This window comes from Streptomyces halobius, from assembly GCF_023277745.1.
In the GTDB taxonomy this organism is placed as follows: Bacteria; Actinomycetota; Actinomycetes; order Streptomycetales; family Streptomycetaceae; genus Streptomyces; species Streptomyces halobius.
The window spans coordinates 1617680-1633557 of the sequence record NZ_CP086322.1; the positions used below are offsets into that span (position 1 = coordinate 1617680).

Consider the following 15878-nt stretch of genomic DNA (forward strand, 5'->3'; position numbering starts at 1 on the left):
TCGGACCCGTCCGGCCCGTCCGGGTCGTCCGGGTCGATGGACTCGCTCGGTCCGATCGGCTTGCGAGCCTTGATCGTTGACGGGCCTCAGGCTTCAGTGCACACCACATCCTGTCAACGCCCCTTCCTGGCCAACCGGCTCAAGGCTTCACCGTCCACGCGTTATCGGAAGCGGGTCCGTCGGCCTCGGAATCGCACCGACTGGATCACCAGCCCGGCGCGCCACCGACCGCCACTCCCGGAAACTCTTTCCCCTCGCCCGTCACGCCAGTCCCCAACGTCCCGTTATGCGGCGACTCTGCGTCTAGAATCCCGCCTGCGGACGCACCGTCCGCGGGCGGTCTCACCAGCAAAGGGACACGAGGACGCTTGTGACACATCAGCAGGAAAATAAGCCGTACGACGTCCTGGTCGTCGGGGGATCGGGCGTGGACACCATCGTGCGCGTCGGCGCACTTCCCGTGCCGTCCGCCGACTCCTACGCGGTGCCGCCCATTCGGGAATGGGCGGGACACACAGGCACCGGAGTCGCGCTCGGCTGCGCGACGCTCGGACTCGCCACCGGATTCGTGGATTTCATCGGCGACGACCCGCAAGGCACGCTGATCCGTGAGCGCCTTGCCGGTACCGGCGTCGACTTCCGGCCGCTGATCTCGCCGCACGGCACCCGGCGTGCCGTCAACCTCGTCGCCCCCGACGGCCGCCGGACGTCCTTCTACGACGCCCGCGACCCGCTCGACCTGCGTATGCCCGCCGAACACTACCTGCCCGCTCTTCGCCGTGCCCGCCACGTCCATCTGTCGATCACGAACTTCGCCCGCTTTCTGTACGACGACATCGAAGCCCGGGGCATCCCCGTCTCCACCGACCTCCACAACTGGAACGGAGCCACCGAACATCACCGGGAGTTCGCGCTCCGATCCGACCTCGTGTTCCTCAGCACGGCCGGGGCGCGCGAGCGGATCGGGCCCGTCATGCGGGAGATTCTCCGCAAGGGACGCGCCGAGGCGGTGATCGCGACGGCCGGTGCGGGCGGCGCCTATCTGCTCACCCCCGACGACCGGACCCCACGGCTGATCCCCGCCGCGGTCCCGCCCGGCCCCGTCGTGGACAGCAACGGCGCGGGCGACGCCTTCACCTGTGGATTCCTCTACGGCCGGCTGGCGGGCCGGGACCTTGAGGAGTGCGCACGCCTGGGCGCCGTCGCGGGGGCCCACGCATGCACCGCGCATGGCACCCACACCGCCCTCATCAAGCCGGACGAACTCCACTACGCCCTCAACACTCCCCGCACCGCGGCCACGCCCCCGGCTGCCCCGGACCCGCTCACGGCCACGGGCCCCGCAGTCGCCACCGCCACCGCCGCGACCACAGCCCCCACCACAGTCGTGGCACAGGTCAGAGCCGCTGCCGCACCCGAGAGCGCGGGACTTCCGAGAACCGATCTCCCGGGTGCGTCGGGCGCTCACGTCTCGCGTACCGGTGCATAGACCTCCTCTCCCAGCCCGAAGGTCCATGCGACGCCTTCCCGCGCCGTACGGGTCCGAGGCGGTACCCGCAGCCAGTACGTGCGGCAGGTGCCGTCCGGCTCGGGCGTGGAGTTGACCACCTCCACCATCACCACCGGCTCATCGTTTTCCAGATCGATACGCCAGAGGACACCCGTTTCATCGCGGTGCAGCGGCTTCGCCCCCGACTCGTCGAGATAGCGGTCGTAGCCGTAGAACTCCAGCATGACCCGGCGTAGTTCGGCGTTCTCCTCCTTCCGGATGCGCTCCGGTGTCAGGTCGGACAGTCCGTCCAGGAAGGTGGCCGGTACCGGCATCCCGCGCCAGGCATACAGGGCGAACCCGTCGGGGAAGGCGAGGGCCGGGCCGTCGCCCCGGTCCAGCCGCCCGGCCTCGTCGCGATGCAGCTCGACCGGCCGCTCGGCGATGATCGCCACCTTCTCGTACGGCCACCACCACCCGGCGCTTCGCGCCACCGCAGCGATGCCCGCCAGCCGCTCACCGGTCCCCGCGAACGCGGCCAGCCAGGGGGCGTCATGCTGCCCGAGCACCACGTCCAGGAGGGCGAGCCGCACCGCCGGCTCGTCCTGCGGTGTCTCGGCCAGGGCCTCCACCACCCCGGTACGTATCCGCTCGGCGAGAGCGTGGGTGGTATCCCACAACCGGCCACCGGTCAGCCCCCATCGTTCGCCCCAGGCCGCCCGGCCCAACCCCTCGTGCAGCGCGGCCCGTTCGGCGGCCCAGGGCCGGGTCCGCACCACGTCACGCACGCTCGCCCCCAGCTCTGCCTGCGCGGACGCCAGCACCCGCGCCGTCGCCTCCCTAGGTGAACCGGCCCACTCCACCCGCTCCGGCTCCGCGAGCCCCGCGAGACGATAGGCCAGCCGCACCCCCGCCTCGGCCGCCGCCCGGTCCGCCGCCCCCGTCGCGGCCGCCACCTGACGCCACTCCTCGACCTCGGCGGGCCGCACGCCGTCACCGGCATACCGAACCTCGCCCCGCGCTCCTCCAGCCGCCTCCAAGTCCAAAGCCAGCTCCCCCTTCATCCGCACAACTTCTCCCGCCCGTTCATCGCCCGCCTGCCGGCCCGCACTCACTTGTCAAGCCACTCGTCAGCTCCTGCCTGCCCTTCCCCCGCCGTCAGTCCGCCACCAGCCGCACGGACCCCGGCACGTACTCCCGCTGGCGCACCACGCGGTACCAGCCCTTGGGGAGCGATATTGCCGCATGCTCTTCATGCACGACCCGGCCTCCGTCGGGCAGATGCAGCAGCGCGGGCCCGAACGCCCCGGTCTCACGCCTCAACGCCCCGGCGCCGACCACCGCATGGGCATGGCCGGTGACCTCGCCCAGCGCCAGCACCATCCGGCCGCGCGCGTCCCGCGGTTCCTCCGGCAGACCGCTCACATGCTCCGGCAGCGCCGCTTCCTCGATTGGCACCATCAGCACATCTCCCTGTCGGTACACGACCGCCTCCCCTCTTCCGTCCTCGGGCGCATTCATCCACCTCATGCGCCTTCATCATCATTCGCCTTCATGCATCATTCCGATGTCGAAAACGTTAGAGGGTGGGTCTGACAATCGGCTCTGACCTGCGAAAAGTTGACCGCAGAGCGGTGCCGACGGGCATGCGGCAGGGGCACCGTCGCACGGACCGCCGAATGCGGGAACGCCCGTGACCGGTGCCTGGGCGTGCAGGGAGGCTGACCGGACAAGGCGCGAGACGTCATTGTCAGTGGCGGTTGATAGGAATATTGACCATGAGCATCCACGAGCATGTGGAAGAGCTGGACGGCCTGCCCGTCTACAACTTCCCGCAGGCCCCGGCCGAGACCACCGCCCTCCCCGAGCCCGGCGCAGTCGCCTGGCGGCTGTCCGTCGATCCGTACGACGACGAGGAGACCTTCGCGGAGCGCTGGCAGCGCTTCACCGAGACCGTGGAGCTGTCCGGCGTGCGCGCGCTGGTCCTGGGGCAGTGGGGTGAGTCCTACGAGGATTCCTCGGCCGTGGTCGTGGACGCCGTCGTCGCCGCCAAGGACCGGCTCACCAGTCTGCGCGCGATCTTCCTCGGCGACATCGTGATGGAGGAGTCGGAGATCTCCTGGATCGAGCAGTCCGACGTCACGCCCCTGCTCGCGTCCTTCCCCGCGCTGCGGAGCCTCTCCGTGCGGGGCGGGGCCGGCCTGGTCTTCCCGCCCGTACGGCATGAGGCGCTGCGCGAGCTGCGGTTCGAATCGGGCGGACTGCCGGCCGCCGCGGTCCGCGGGATATGCGAGAGCGACTTCCCGGCCCTGGAGTCGCTGACGCTCTGGCTGGGCGTGCCCGAGTACGGCGGCGACTACGAGGCCACGGATCTGGCCGCCGCGCTGTCCGGCAGCCGCTTCCCCGCGCTGCGCCACCTGGGGCTGCAGAACAGCGAGATCCAGGACGAGATCGCCGTGGCGATCGGCGCCGCTCCGGTTGTCGCCGGTCTGGAGACGCTGAACCTGTCGATGGGCACTCTGACGGACTCCGGCGCGGAGGCGCTGCTCGGCGGCCAGCCGCTCACCCACCTCAAGAAGCTCGACCTCGACCACCACTACCTCACCGACGCCATGGTGCGGCGGGTGCGTGCGGCGCTGGAGCCCGGCGGGGTCGAGGTCGTGATCGATGAGCGCGGCGAGGAAGACGAGTACGACGGCAGGATGTGGCGGTATGCCGCGGTGACCGAGTAGATGAGCGCCGTCGCCCGCCCCGACGACACCGGCACCGCCGTGCCCCGCTTCGCCGTGGTCGGCAATCCCGAGAACCGTCGGGTGACGCTCTTCGCCGACGCGGTGCGCGCCGCGGGGCTGCCCGAGCCTCGCGTGCTGCCCTGGGCCGAAGTGCTCTGCGCGGGCGCGGAGTTCGTGTCCGGGGAGACCGTACGGATCGACTCCCCCGGGGAGAACGCCGAGGTCGAACGGCTGCTCCGGGGGGTCGTCGAGCCGACCCGGGTCGAGGGCACCGCCCGGTGGTACGTCCGCTTCACCGAGGCGGTGCGCGAGATCGCCCGCGCCGCCTCGGCCGGTGGCGCCACGCTCCTGGACGATCCGGCAGAGCTGGCGGTGCTGTTCCACAAGCGGCGGTGTCATGGGGTACTGCGTGCCGCTGGGGTGCCGGTCCCGGAGTCACCGACGTCCGGCCCGGCCGCGCCGACTGTCGGTGGGTGGGCGGAGACCCGGGAGCTGTTGCGGGATGCCGGCCTGCGGCGCGCCTTCCTCAAGCCGGCGCACGGTTCGTCGGCGTCCGGTGTGCTGGCCCTGGAGACGGACGGCGGCAGTCGGTTCCGTGCCACGACCTCCGTCGAACCGGGCCCGGACGGCGTCCTGTTCAACTCCCTACGGGTCCGCCGCTATACGGAAGAGCGGCAGATCGCGGCCATCGTGGACGCGCTGGCGCCGGACGGTCTGCACATCGAGCGCTGGATCCCCAAGACGGCGCAGACCGGCCGGGTCGCCGACCTACGGGTCGTGGTCGTGGCCGGCCGCGCCACCCATGCCGTCGTACGGACCAGCCGCTCGCCGATGACCAACCTCCATCTCGGTGGCGCGCGCGGCGATCTTGGCGCGGCGCGGGCGTCCATCGAGGCGTCGGGGGCCCGCTGGACCGACGCCCTCGCGGTCTGCGAGGCGGCAGCGGCCTGCTTCCCGCGCACCCTGAGTGTGGGCGTGGATCTGCTGCCCATGGTGGGCTGGCGGCGCTTCGTGGTGGGTGAGGTGAATGCCTTCGGGGACTTGCTCCCCCGGCTGACCGGCTTCCCGGGGAGCGGCGCCGAGGGCCTGGACACGTACGGTGCGCAGGTCGCCGCCGCAATGAGCAGGCACGCAAGCACGAACGCAAACAACGAGGCAAGCAGGAACAACGACGCAAGCAGGAACATGGACAGGGACCTCATCAGGGGCCTGACCAACAACCCAGGCAAGGACCGGGGCAAGATCCGGGGCCGGAACCCGGCCGGGAGCCTGCCCGAGAACGGAAAGATCGGAACGCACCGTGGCCGCCCCTGAAGCAGCACCGCACACCCCTCAAGCACCCCCGCGCGCCCCTGAACCGGCCGCCACCGCGCCCGACATGAACGAGATCGTGGGCAGCCACGACCTCCTTCTCGTCACCCTCGACACCCTGCGCTACGACGTGGCCCGGGAGCTGGCCGCGGGCGGCCGGATCCCGCGTCTCGCCCAATATCTGCCCGGCGGGCGCTGGGAGCGCCGGCACGCGCCGGGCAGTTTCACCTACGCCTCCCACCAGGCGATGTTCGCCGGTTTCCTGCCGACCCCGGCGGCTCCGGGACCGCATCCGCGACTGTTCGCGGCGCGGTTCGCGGGCAGCGAGACCACCGCGCCCGGCACCTGGGTCTTCGACACCCCCGACCTGGTCTCCGGTCTGGCCGCGAACGGCTACCGGACGGTGTGCATAGGCGGGGTGGGCTTCTTCAACCGGCAGGCCGCGCTCGGTTCCGTGCTTCCCGGGCTGTTCCAGGAGAGCCATTGGGAGCCCGAATTCGGTGTCGCGTCCGCGACCTCGTTCGAGGCACAGGTCGCCCGTGCCGAGGAGGTGGTCGCCGCGCTCCCCGAGGAGCAGCGGTTGTTCCTGTTCGTCAATGTGGCCGCGCTGCACCAGCCGAACTGGTTCCATCTGCCCGGCGCCACCCGCGAGGCCGGCGACAACCTGGCCACCCACGCCGCCGCGCTGGAGTACGTCGACCGCCATATCGGCCGGCTCTTCGCCGCCGCGAGCAGCCGCCGTCCGTGCTTCGCCATCGTCTGCTCCGACCATGGCACGACGTACGGCGACGACGGCTATACGGGCCACCGCCTCGGCCATGAGGCCGTATGGACCGTCCCCTACGCCCAGTTCACCATCGAGGCCGCCCGATGACCACCGCCCCCCGCTCCCTCGCCGAGCCCGTTACCGAGGCCGCACCCACCACGCCTCCGTACACGAGCCCCTACGAGAGCTACGTCTACGCCTACCCCCACAAAACGGCCTACCGCCCCCTCCATGACCGCCCGTTGCTGCGCGACCTCTGGGCGGCCGAACCGCAGGGCGCCCTCTCGCTCTATCTCCACATACCGTTCTGCGAAGTCCGCTGCGGCTTCTGTAATCTCTTCACCCGCATCGGCGCCCCCGGAGACATGACCTCGGCGTATCTGGACGCGCTGGAGCGCCAGTCGACGGCCGTCCGGGACGCGCTGCAGGGCGACGCCCGCTTCGCCGCGGCGGCCTTCGGCGGCGGCACCCCGACCTTCCTCGGCGCCCGCGAGCTCTCCCGGCTCTGCGATATCGCCGAGCTGCGGATGGGCGCCGATCTGCGTGCGGTGCCGCTCTCCGTGGAGACCTCGCCGTCGACCGCCACCGCGGACCGCCTGGGCGTCCTGGCCGAACGCGGTGCGACCCGGATCAGCATCGGGGTGCAGAGCTTCATCGAGGCGGAAGCACGGGCCGCGGTCCGCCCGCAGAGCCCGGACGAGGTGGCGGCCGCCCTGCACCGTATCCGGGAATCGGGCGTCCCGGTCCTCAACATCGACCTGATCTACGGCATCGACGGCCAGACGGAGCGCAGCTGGCAGCGGTCGCTGGACGCGGCGCTCGCCTGGCGCCCCGAAGAGCTGTATCTCTACCCGCTGTATGTGCGTCCGCTGACCGGCCTGGCGCGCAGGGATCCCGGCGCACCCGACCCGGAGTGGGACGCCCAGCGGCTGCGGCTCCACCGCCACGGCCGCGACCATCTGCTGGCCGCGGGCTATGAGCAGGTGTCCATGCGGATGTTCCGCCTTCGGGGCACGGCCGCACCCGTCTCCGGCGACGACCACGCCTGCCAGACCGACGGCATGATCGGCCTGGGCTGCGGCGCCCGGTCCTACACCTCCCGTCTGCACTACGCCTTCGACTACGCCGTCGGCATGAGGGAGATCCGCTCCATCATCGACGACTACATATCCCGGCCGGCCTCGGCGTTCGCGCACGCCGAGTTCGGCTGGGAGATGACCGAGGACGAGGCGCGGCGCCGGCATCTGCTGCAGTCGGTGCTCCAGGCGGAGGGGATGGCGACCGCGGACTACCGTGCCCGCTTCGGTAGTTCGCCCGCCGACGACTTCCCTGAGGAGCTGGCGCGATGCGCCGACCGGGGCTGGCTGGACACCGCCGCGGCCCCCGAGCGGCTACGGCTGTCCGCGGAAGGGCTGGCGCATTCCGACGCTGTGGGACCGATGCTGTTCTCTCCCGCCGTACGGGCCCGTATGGCCGCCTATGGCCTCAAGTAAGGCCGCTTCGTGGACTTGACGATTCTCTACCGCGGCCCGCTGGCGTCCTGCGACTTCGACTGCCCGTACTGCCCGTTCGCCAAGCGACGGGACAGCCGTGAGCAGCTGCGCGCCGACCGCGCGGCGCTGGCCCGCTTCGCAGACTGGGCGGCGCACCAGAAAGGCGACCGGCTGTCGATCCTGTTCACCCCCTGGGGCGAGGGCCTGGTCCGCTCCTGGTACCGCCGCACCCTGGCCGAGCTGAGCCGGCTCCCGCACATCCAACGGGTGGCGATCCAGACCAATCTCAGCTGCCGCACCGACTGGCTGACCGAGGCGGATCTCGACACGCTGTCCCTGTGGTGCACCTACCACCCGGGGCAGACGCCGTACGACCGTTTCCTGGCGAAGACCCGGGGGCTGGCCGGGCACGGCGCCCGGTTCAGCGTCGGCATCGTGGGCCTCCCGGAGCACCTCGAACACGCCCGCAGGCTGCGCGCCGATCTCGCCGAGCACGTCTATCTCTGGGTCAACGCCGCCGAGGGCCACGCCTATTCGGACGCGGAGGCCGCCGTGTGGACGGAGCTGGATCCGCTGTTCCCATTCAGTCGCCGTCCACACCAGAGCGCCGGACTCCCGTGCCGGACGGGCGAATCGGTGATCTCGGTGGACGGCGACGGCACGGTCCGGCGCTGCCATTTCGTCCGTGCCGAACTGGGCAATCTCTACGACGGCAGCTACCGCGCGGCGCTCCGCCCGCGCCCCTGTCCACTGACCGCCTGCGACTGCCACATCGGCTATGTCCATCTGGAGACGCTGCCGCTGTACGACGTGTTCGCGGGCGGAGTGCTGGAACGCATCCCGGCGCAAGTACCCGTACGCGGTGCCGCCGCCCCGCCACCGTGACCCTTAGGAGGGCGCGTCTGATCTAGCCGAATGGCCGGTTGTATCCTAGTACGCACCTCGCCAGGTAGGTGTGGTCTCGTCCGTTATGCGCTTGGCGAGGTTGTCGATCGACGCGACGTGGATCATGGCTTCGGAGCTGGCGGGAAGGGCTTCGTCATCGCGGGCCAGGCGTCGGCGCAACATAAGCCAACCCAGGCTGCGTTCTACTACCCAGCGCCTTTTGACGACGTGGAAGCCGCGAACCCCGGGGTTTCTGTTGCCGACTTCGACGTCGATTCCGAGGTTGACTCCGTGTTCGATGGCCGCGTTCTTGAAGCCGGTGTCGACCCAGCACTTGGAGATGCTTGGGTAGGTGTTCTTGGCCTGGTCGAGGAGGCGTATCCCTACGGCGTTTTCCGAGAGGGCTCGCGGCGGTGACGGTCCCAGCGAGGATCAGGCCGATCGTGTCGGTGATGATGCCCCGCTTCCGGCCCACGATCTTCTTGGCGGCGTCTGTTCCCTGGCTGGTCAGGGGCGCGTTGGTGGAGGTCTTGACGCTCTGGGTGTCGAAGATGGAGGCCGTCGGTTCGGGTTTGCGGCCTTCTTTGACGCGGGCCAGGCCGGTCAGGTCGTAGTCGAGTTGGGCGAGGATTCCCTCATCGCGCCAGGCGGCGTAGTAGGCGTAGACGGTGCCGTGGTTCGGGGCGTCGTGCGGGAGGTATTTTCAGGGGATTCCGGTGCGGTTGACGTAGAGAATCGCGTTGAACACGTCGCGGAGATCGACCTTGGCCGGCTGGCCGGTGGGCCTGCGGTCGAGCCTGGCTTTTCGCCAAGCGGTTAAGGTCGGCTGGATCAGGGCCCATCGGGCGTTGGACAGGTCACTGGGGTACGGCTTCCGCTGGCTGACGCCGTAGCGTCTGCACGGATGAGGCGGACGATGACGTTCCGCGTCCTGTCAGGCGATTCTGCCTCATCCTCAAACCAGACGGACTTCGAACGCGAGATGTAGAGCAATCGGGCAGCCAGGTTGATGCCTCGGCGAGCCCCGAGCGTATTCCGGCGGCGGGGCCCAGGGCGTATTCCCGTCGCACGAGACCGGTCGGAAGGCCGCGCCCCAGCCACGGGCCGCTAGCGCCCCCGCCTCCGGAGCACTCACCCCAGCCCCGCCGCGCTCACCCCTTCCGCCCCACGCCGCCATAGAAGATGGTGTTGTTGAGCTCTTCCGGGCTGGGCACCTCGCCGTCCGGCCGCCAGAGCGGTACCCGCACCACGCCGGGGTCGAGCGGGGTGAACGGCCCGAACAGCGGCTGGATTTCCGCCTTCGTCCGCAGATTGAGGGTGGCGGTGGCGCTCTTGTAGACGTTCACCACACCGTCCCGCGCCCGTACGTCCGTCCGGCCCGGCGCGTACGCCTCGTACGGCTCACCGGTGGCATGCGACAGCACCAGGTGGCTGCCGGCGGGGAGCGCCTCGGCGAGGGTGGCGATGAGGGCTGCGGGATTCTCGTCGTCACGGACGAAGTGCAGTACGGCCACCAGCAGCAGCGCCACCGGCCGGTCGAAGTCGATCAGTTCCCGGACGGTCGGGTGGTCCAGGATCGCCTCGGGGTCGCGGACATCGCCGAGTACAAAGCCGGTGTGCTCGGTGTTGGTCAGCCGGGCCCCGGCGTGGGTGGCGACGATGGGGTCGTTGTCGACGTAGACGACGCGGGTGTCGGGGGCGATCTCGCGGACCACCTCATGGGTGTTGGGCGAGGTCGGGATGCCGGTGCCGATATCGATGATCTGGCGGATGCCGTCGCCGACGAGTTCCCGGACGGCCCGTCCCAGGAAGGCGCGGTTGGCGCGGGCGCTGAGCCGCACCTGGGGATGGACCTCGATGACCCGCTCCGCGGCCACCCGGTCGACCTCGTAGTTGTCCCAGCCGCCCAGGTAGTAGTCGTACATCCGGGCCGGATGCGGCCGGCTGGTGTCGATCTCCTCGGCCGGGAAGCCCGAGGACGCCGGCGCCTGTGCGTATTGCGGGAACTCGGGAACCCCCGACCCCGGAACCCCCGCCGGAACCTCCGGCCCCGACTCCCCCTGCGGTATGTGCTGCCCGCTCATGCCGTCCTCCGTTCGGTGCACCGGCCCGGGGCCGCGGCGAGCAGGAAGTCGGCGTCCCCGGCCTTCGCGCCCTCGATGAAGCTCACCATCTCGCGGTGGGTGTAGATCAGCGCCGGGCCGTCCGGGTCGGTCGACTGACGCAGCGCCACCCGGCCGTCGCCCAGCCGCATGGCCTCGACGCACTCGCCGCCGTTCCCCCCGCTCCACGGCTTGTGCCAGCCATCGTTGCCCAACTCCTTGGCGGGCATGCCGTTGTAGATGCGTATGCGATCCATGTGGGGTCAGATCTCCTTGCGAAAGCCACCCAGTATGGCCTCGGTGGTGTGTGCCGGCGCGGCCTGCGCACACATCCGGTCCAGGGCCTCCAGGAACTGCGAGACGTCGTTGCGCTGGTCGAAGTACACGGCGCCGACGAGGCTCTCCGCGTACGCGATGTCCGGGAGTTCCGGAATCGGGAAACGGAAGATGTGGAACGGCCCGTACATCGCGGGGTGCGGCCCCGCGGCGAAGGGCATGAGCTGCAGCCGGACGTTCGGCAGGGCCGTGGCCTCCATCATCCGGGTGATCTGGTCGCGCATCACCTTGGGGCCGCCGATCTGGCGCCGCAGCACGGTTTCGTCCATGACCACCCACAGCGTCGGCGCGTTCTCGCGGGTCAGCAGGGTCTGCCGCTCCAGACGCAGCGCCACGATGCGGTCGATGTCCTCGGCGGGGGCGTGCGGCATGCCGGCCCGCAGCACGGCGGCGGCGTAGTCCTCGGTCTGCAGCAGCCCGGGGACGTAGTGCGGCTGGTACGCCCGGATGAGGTTGGCCTCGCTCTCCAGGCTGACGAACGCGCTGAACCACTCGGGCAGGACGTCCCGGAAGTTGTGCCACCAGCCGGGCTTGTTGGCCTCGCGCGCGAGGGAGAGAAAGCCGTCGATCTCTTCCTGGTCGGTGACGCCGTAGGTCGCCAGCAGCTTCTCGACGTAGGGGATCTTGAGGCCGACCTCGGCCTTCTCCATACGTCGCACCGTGGCATGTGTCACATCGAGGGCCTTGGCGGCCCGTTCGAAGGACAGTCCCGCCTTCTCGCGCAGGTCCTGCAGTCGCTTGCCCAGCACCACCCGCAGGACGGTCGGCGCCCCTGCCGACCGTGGATCCGCCACGTCCGATCCCCTCCAACCAGCTTCAGTGATCAGCAGTGTGTCATGCCATCACCTACACGAACAGAGTGCATATCTGATTCTGCAAATTACAGAGTGATCCTTGCCATCGGAGACCAACATCGCACATAGTTACGGAGTGGCTTCCTCCAACAACGCTCCCCTGTTAGGGGGCTGCGGTGGCTTTGTCGCCGAGCACCCGCAGGACGCGTTCCATCTGCCGGCGCTGCGCACCTCCGTTCCCGAGGCGCGCAGACGCGTCAGCGCGCTGCTGCGTGCATGGGGCGCGGATCAACAAGTCCGCGACAACGTGGAGTTGGTGGTGACCGAGCTGTTCACCAACGCGGTACGGCACACCGGCAGCGAGAAGGTCGGCTGCGAGCTCGCCCTCGTCGGCGCGCATATACGCATCGAGATCACGGACGAGGGCGGTGGGGGCACATCGGTCCCGCAGGTCCGGCCCCGCAGCGTGGACGAGGAGTGCGGGCGAGGGCTGTTCCTCGTCGGCGCGCTGTCCGAAAGCTGGGGGTCCCGGCCCCACGGCAGCGGCCTCGGCTGCACCGTCTGGGCGGATCTGCCGTATTCCGCCGCGGCGCACTGAGGCCCCGCTCCGCCATCTGGGCGGAAGCCGGGGCCTCACGTCGTCGTGCCGGGCCTCTCGCGGCCCGCGTTATCGGGTTATCGCCGTTCGCGCCTACAGGGGCAGCAGATCATCCGTCCCTACAGGGACAGCAGATCTCCCGTCCCTACAAGGGGCAGCAGATCGGGCCGTTTGGGTTCGACATGGTCGCCGGAGGACTCACCACGCAGCCGGCGTCCGATCCACGGGACGAGATGTTCCCGCGCCCAGTGGATGTTGTCCCGCCGGGCCTCCGCCGCCGAGCGCTCCGCTTCCGGGGGCCACGGCTGGTCCGGGTCGGCCGGCACCCGCAGACCGAGCACCTGCGCAGCGCGCAGCGCCACCCGGGTGTGCCCGTCGGCGGACAGATGCAGCCGGTCATCGCTCCACGCCCGGCGGTCCTGCACCGACTTGAGCGACCACAGGTCGAGGACCGGGCAGTCGTGCCGGTCCGCGATGGCGCGGACATGTGCCGTGTACGTCGCGATCCTGCCCCGCAGATGCTTGAGTACGGGGACGCCTCGGGTGTCGAAGCCGGTGCAGAGCAGTACCGTGCCGACCGACTTTCGCAGCTCGGCGACGGCCAGCTCATAGCGCTCGGCCACCGCGTCCGGATCCGAGCCCGGTCGCAGGATGTCATTGCCGCCGGCACAGAACGTGACCAGGTCGGGAGCCAGCTCCTTCGCCCGGGGCACCTGTTCCTCGACGATCTGGCCCAGCAGCCGCCCCCGGACGGCCAGGTTCGCGTAGCGGAACTCGCCTTCGTCCCGCTGGTCCGACAAAAGGACCGCCAGCCGGTCCGCCCAACCGATGTACGCCCCGTCACGGCCGGGATCCCCGACCCCCTCGGTGAAGCTGTCCCCGACGGCTGCGTACGACTCGATGGCGCTTACGGCGCCGCTTTTCATGTTCTTCGAATCGTCTGCCACCAGGACATACTTCACTGCGAGAAGTGACTTACGCCACCGTAACCAGGGGTTGACGGGGGGTGATTAATGCCACCCGGTCAAATTCTCACCAAGTTGGAATAATAAACGGTCAAGAGCGGCTCCCTTGGCCGTTCAGCGATGACTCCGGCGTACGACACACATGGCTACGCGGCGTATCTCACCGCCATTACGGCCTGATTGCCCCTTGCGCGAATGTCGTATGGTCGGAGGTGGCCCGCCTGTCGACGATCAGCGTCGGCGGCCGACCCCCGAGGAGCGCCCGTGACGCAGACGCCGCAGATCCCGTCGACCGAGCCCGAGCTCATGGAGGTGCGCAACTTCCGCGATCTGGCCGGGCTGCCGACGGTGGACGGGCGTCGGATAAGGCACGGACGGCTGTTCCGCAGCGGCCACCTCGCGCACGCGACCGAGTCGGACGCCGCGTTTCTCGCCGGCCTCGGGCTGCACACCATCTTCGACTTCCGCAATGCCTCGGACATCAAGATGGAGGGCCCCGATGTCGTGCTCCCCGGTGTACGGAATGTGAACATCCCGCTCACCGATCCGGCCGACGGCGCGGAGTTCTGGGCCATGGTGCGCGACGGCGAGCTGGACCAGCTGCGCCCCGCGCTCGGTGACGGCAAGGCCGCGGCCCGTATGACCAGCACCTACCGCCACATCATCACCACCCGCACGGCGGACCACAGTCGTGTGCTGCACACGCTCGCCGAGGACAGCGTCCCGGCGCTGATGCACTGCGCCGCCGGAAAGGACCGTGCGGGTCTGTCGATCGCCGTGACCCTGCTCGCCGTCGGTGTGGAGCGGGACGCCATCGAGGCCGACTACCTCAAGTCCAACGACCCCAGCCGCCGCTACAAGATCCGTCGCTCCGACAACTCCGCGGTCGGCATGTCCCAGGAGGTCATGGAGCTGCTGTCGCCGCTGTTCGGGGCGCACACGGAATATCTCGCGGCCGCGTTCGACTCGATCGAGGAGACCTGGGGTTCGACGGAGACGTATCTCACCGAGGGCCTGAAGCTGACGGCCGAGACCCGCGAGCGGCTGCGCGCGCAGCTGCTGACCGGCTGACCGGCAAGGCCACACCTTCTCTGACGGACGGCCCGGTGGATCCCCCACCGGGCCGTTCCGCGTCATCGGGCTGTTCCGCGTCATCGGACCGGGCGCCTCACCACATACCCGGGCCCACCGGCCGGCCGTCCCACCCGTCCGGATCCGTCGCCCATCCCGCGACCAGCACCAGCCCCGACGCCCGGTGCACCGCGAGAAAGCCGAACGGCCGGTCGTAGCGGGCCGACACCAGCCGGGCCTGGTACGGCGGGGTCGGCGGCACGCCCGCGACGCCCGCCGTCACGGCCGTGACGGCGGCCGCCCGGAACCCGAGCGGCCCGAACGTCGCGGTCGCCGTCTGCCGGGCGGTCGACACCGCGAGCGGCGTCTCGCTGAGGCCCGGGAAGTGCCCGCACGAGTTGTCCATGACCGCTTCGAGCCCGAAGAGCCCGGCCCGCTCCAGCAGATCGTGTTCGGCCGCGACAGCGAACCTACGGTGGCCAGATCCGCCCGCGGTGTGCCGTCCCCAGCTCGCCATCTCTGTCACCGTCAGCCCCGGCCCGGCGCCTTCGGGGAGCTCCGCACCGGGCACCGTCCGGTACCCGCCGCCCAGCGCCGCCAGGCCGTGGTGCAGCACCTCGCCACCCGTCATGTCCTCCGGCCCGAGCAGCAGCCGCACGGCCAGGCCGTTGTCCCCCGGGACATCGAAGGCGGTCAGCGGACCGGCCGGAGTGTGGTGCACCCGCACCTGCTCCGCGGCCGTACGGTAGCGGTGCAGACCGGTCAACTCCTGTCCTGCCCACGGGCCTTCGGTCACCCGCAGCGGACTCTCCCGAAACGGCTCCGCCCAAGTGGTGCGCACCAGCAGCGCGCTCGCCAAAACGAGTAGCATGTCGGGGGTCACCCGTACCGGCATCCGCTCGATCAGGCCGTCGGTGTGCCGCTGTGCCCAGGCGTCCAGCGCGTTCTGGTCCGCGGAGGCGTCGCCGGTCAGTTCGCCGTGGAGGTCCAGCGGCAGACCGGTCAGCCACTCGGGCCGCAGCGCCAGTACGCGCCGGGTCCACAGGCCCAGCGCGGCATCGACGCCGTCCGCCGCGTCCAGCGCGCCCAGCAGCTCGCATCCTTCGCGCACGGCGCGGTCCGCGTCGGTGCCGAGTGCCTCGGCCGGCTCCTTACGGGCCGGTCCGGCCGCGGGCCCGGCGAGCAGCGCCAGCAGCGGCCAGACACCGGCGGCGGTCAGTACGGTGCCGCGCTCCCCCACCGCGCCCAGCGCGCCGTCATGTCGTTGACGGCCCGTGCTGTTGTCATGGGGCCCCTCCCGGTCGAACGAAGTGGAGACCGGGGGAGACCATCGCAT

14 protein-coding genes and 2 pseudogenes are annotated in these 15878 nt (G+C 70.3%); 8 read left to right on the top strand and 8 right to left on the bottom strand.

Annotated features, from left to right (window positions below; genetic code table 11):
- Positions 1–406: 406 nt before the first annotated feature.
- Positions 407–1267: pseudogene (locus K9S39_RS07765) on the top strand (carbohydrate kinase family protein); the annotation flags it as partial.
- Positions 1268–1464: 197 nt separating this feature from the next.
- Here K9S39_RS07765 and K9S39_RS07770 read toward each other — a convergent pair.
- Positions 1465–2553, bottom strand: coding sequence for a DUF6745 domain-containing protein (locus K9S39_RS07770; RefSeq protein ID WP_248862592.1), 1089 nt, complete (start codon positions 2551–2553; stop codon positions 1465–1467).
- Between the two features lie 94 nt (positions 2554–2647).
- On the bottom strand, positions 2648–2974 hold the full coding sequence (locus K9S39_RS07775) for a hypothetical protein (protein WP_248862593.1): 327 nt from the start codon (positions 2972–2974) through the stop codon (positions 2648–2650).
- Positions 2975–3267: 293 nt separating this feature from the next.
- Between K9S39_RS07775 and K9S39_RS07780 the strand changes: the two genes are divergently transcribed.
- The 5 genes from K9S39_RS07780 to K9S39_RS07800 all read left to right on the top strand — a co-directional run bounded on the left by K9S39_RS07780 (position 3268) and on the right by K9S39_RS07800 (position 8676).
- Positions 3268–4221 (top strand): STM4015 family protein, encoded by a 954-nt coding sequence (locus K9S39_RS07780; RefSeq protein WP_248862594.1) that lies wholly within the window; start codon positions 3268–3270, stop codon positions 4219–4221.
- Positions 4222–5535, top strand: coding sequence for an STM4014 family protein (locus tag K9S39_RS07785; RefSeq protein WP_248862595.1), 1314 nt, complete (start codon positions 4222–4224; stop codon positions 5533–5535).
- 64 nt (positions 5536–5599) lie between these two features.
- Positions 5600–6406, top strand: coding sequence for an STM4013/SEN3800 family hydrolase (locus K9S39_RS07790; RefSeq protein ID WP_248862596.1), 807 nt, complete (start codon positions 5600–5602; stop codon positions 6404–6406).
- Complete coding sequence (locus K9S39_RS07795) at positions 6403–7791, top strand: STM4012 family radical SAM protein (protein WP_248862597.1); 1389 nt, start codon at positions 6403–6405, stop codon at positions 7789–7791. The genes K9S39_RS07790 and K9S39_RS07795 overlap by 4 nt, the downstream gene beginning before the upstream one ends.
- 9 nt (positions 7792–7800) lie before the next feature.
- Complete coding sequence (locus K9S39_RS07800) at positions 7801–8676, top strand: STM4011 family radical SAM protein (protein WP_248862598.1); 876 nt, start codon at positions 7801–7803, stop codon at positions 8674–8676.
- Positions 8677–8721: 45 nt separating this feature from the next.
- On the opposite strand, the pseudogene K9S39_RS07805 reads toward K9S39_RS07800, so the two are convergent.
- The 4 genes and pseudogenes from K9S39_RS07805 to K9S39_RS07820 all read right to left on the bottom strand — a co-directional run bounded on the left by K9S39_RS07805 (position 8722) and on the right by K9S39_RS07820 (position 11908).
- Positions 8722–9532, bottom strand: a pseudogene (locus K9S39_RS07805) (IS5 family transposase).
- A 295-nt stretch (positions 9533–9827) separates the two neighbouring features.
- The gene (locus K9S39_RS07810; protein WP_283112292.1) at positions 9828–10760 is read right to left on the bottom strand and encodes an SAM-dependent methyltransferase; all 933 of its coding nucleotides are present in this window, start codon (positions 10758–10760) and stop codon (positions 9828–9830) included.
- On the bottom strand, positions 10757–11035 hold the full coding sequence (locus tag K9S39_RS07815; RefSeq protein ID WP_248862599.1) for a DUF397 domain-containing protein: 279 nt from the start codon (positions 11033–11035) through the stop codon (positions 10757–10759). The genes K9S39_RS07810 and K9S39_RS07815 overlap by 4 nt, the downstream gene beginning before the upstream one ends.
- Before the next feature lie 6 nt (positions 11036–11041).
- Positions 11042–11908, bottom strand: a complete 867-nt coding sequence (locus K9S39_RS07820; RefSeq protein ID WP_248862600.1) for a helix-turn-helix domain-containing protein — start codon at positions 11906–11908, stop codon at positions 11042–11044.
- A gap of 136 nt (positions 11909–12044) precedes the next feature.
- Here K9S39_RS07820 and K9S39_RS07825 point away from each other — a divergent pair, with 136 nt between their 5' ends.
- Positions 12045–12506: an ATP-binding protein gene (locus K9S39_RS07825; RefSeq protein ID WP_248862601.1), complete on the top strand. Its 462-nt coding sequence runs from the start codon at positions 12045–12047 to the stop codon at positions 12504–12506.
- A gap of 119 nt (positions 12507–12625) precedes the next feature.
- On the opposite strand, the gene K9S39_RS07830 is transcribed toward K9S39_RS07825, so the two are convergent.
- The gene (locus K9S39_RS07830; protein WP_248862602.1) at positions 12626–13453 is read right to left on the bottom strand and encodes an SGNH/GDSL hydrolase family protein; all 828 of its coding nucleotides are present in this window, start codon (positions 13451–13453) and stop codon (positions 12626–12628) included.
- Positions 13454–13777: 324 nt separating this feature from the next.
- Here K9S39_RS07830 and K9S39_RS07835 point away from each other — a divergent pair, with 324 nt between their 5' ends.
- A complete protein-coding gene (locus tag K9S39_RS07835; protein WP_248868641.1) occupies positions 13778–14542 on the top strand; it encodes a tyrosine-protein phosphatase in 765 nt (254 codons plus the stop codon).
- A 97-nt stretch (positions 14543–14639) separates the two neighbouring features.
- Here the strand turns inward: K9S39_RS07835 and K9S39_RS07840 are convergent, their stop codons facing one another.
- Positions 14640–15878, bottom strand: coding sequence for a serpin family protein (locus tag K9S39_RS07840; protein ID WP_248862603.1), 1239 nt, complete (start codon positions 15876–15878; stop codon positions 14640–14642).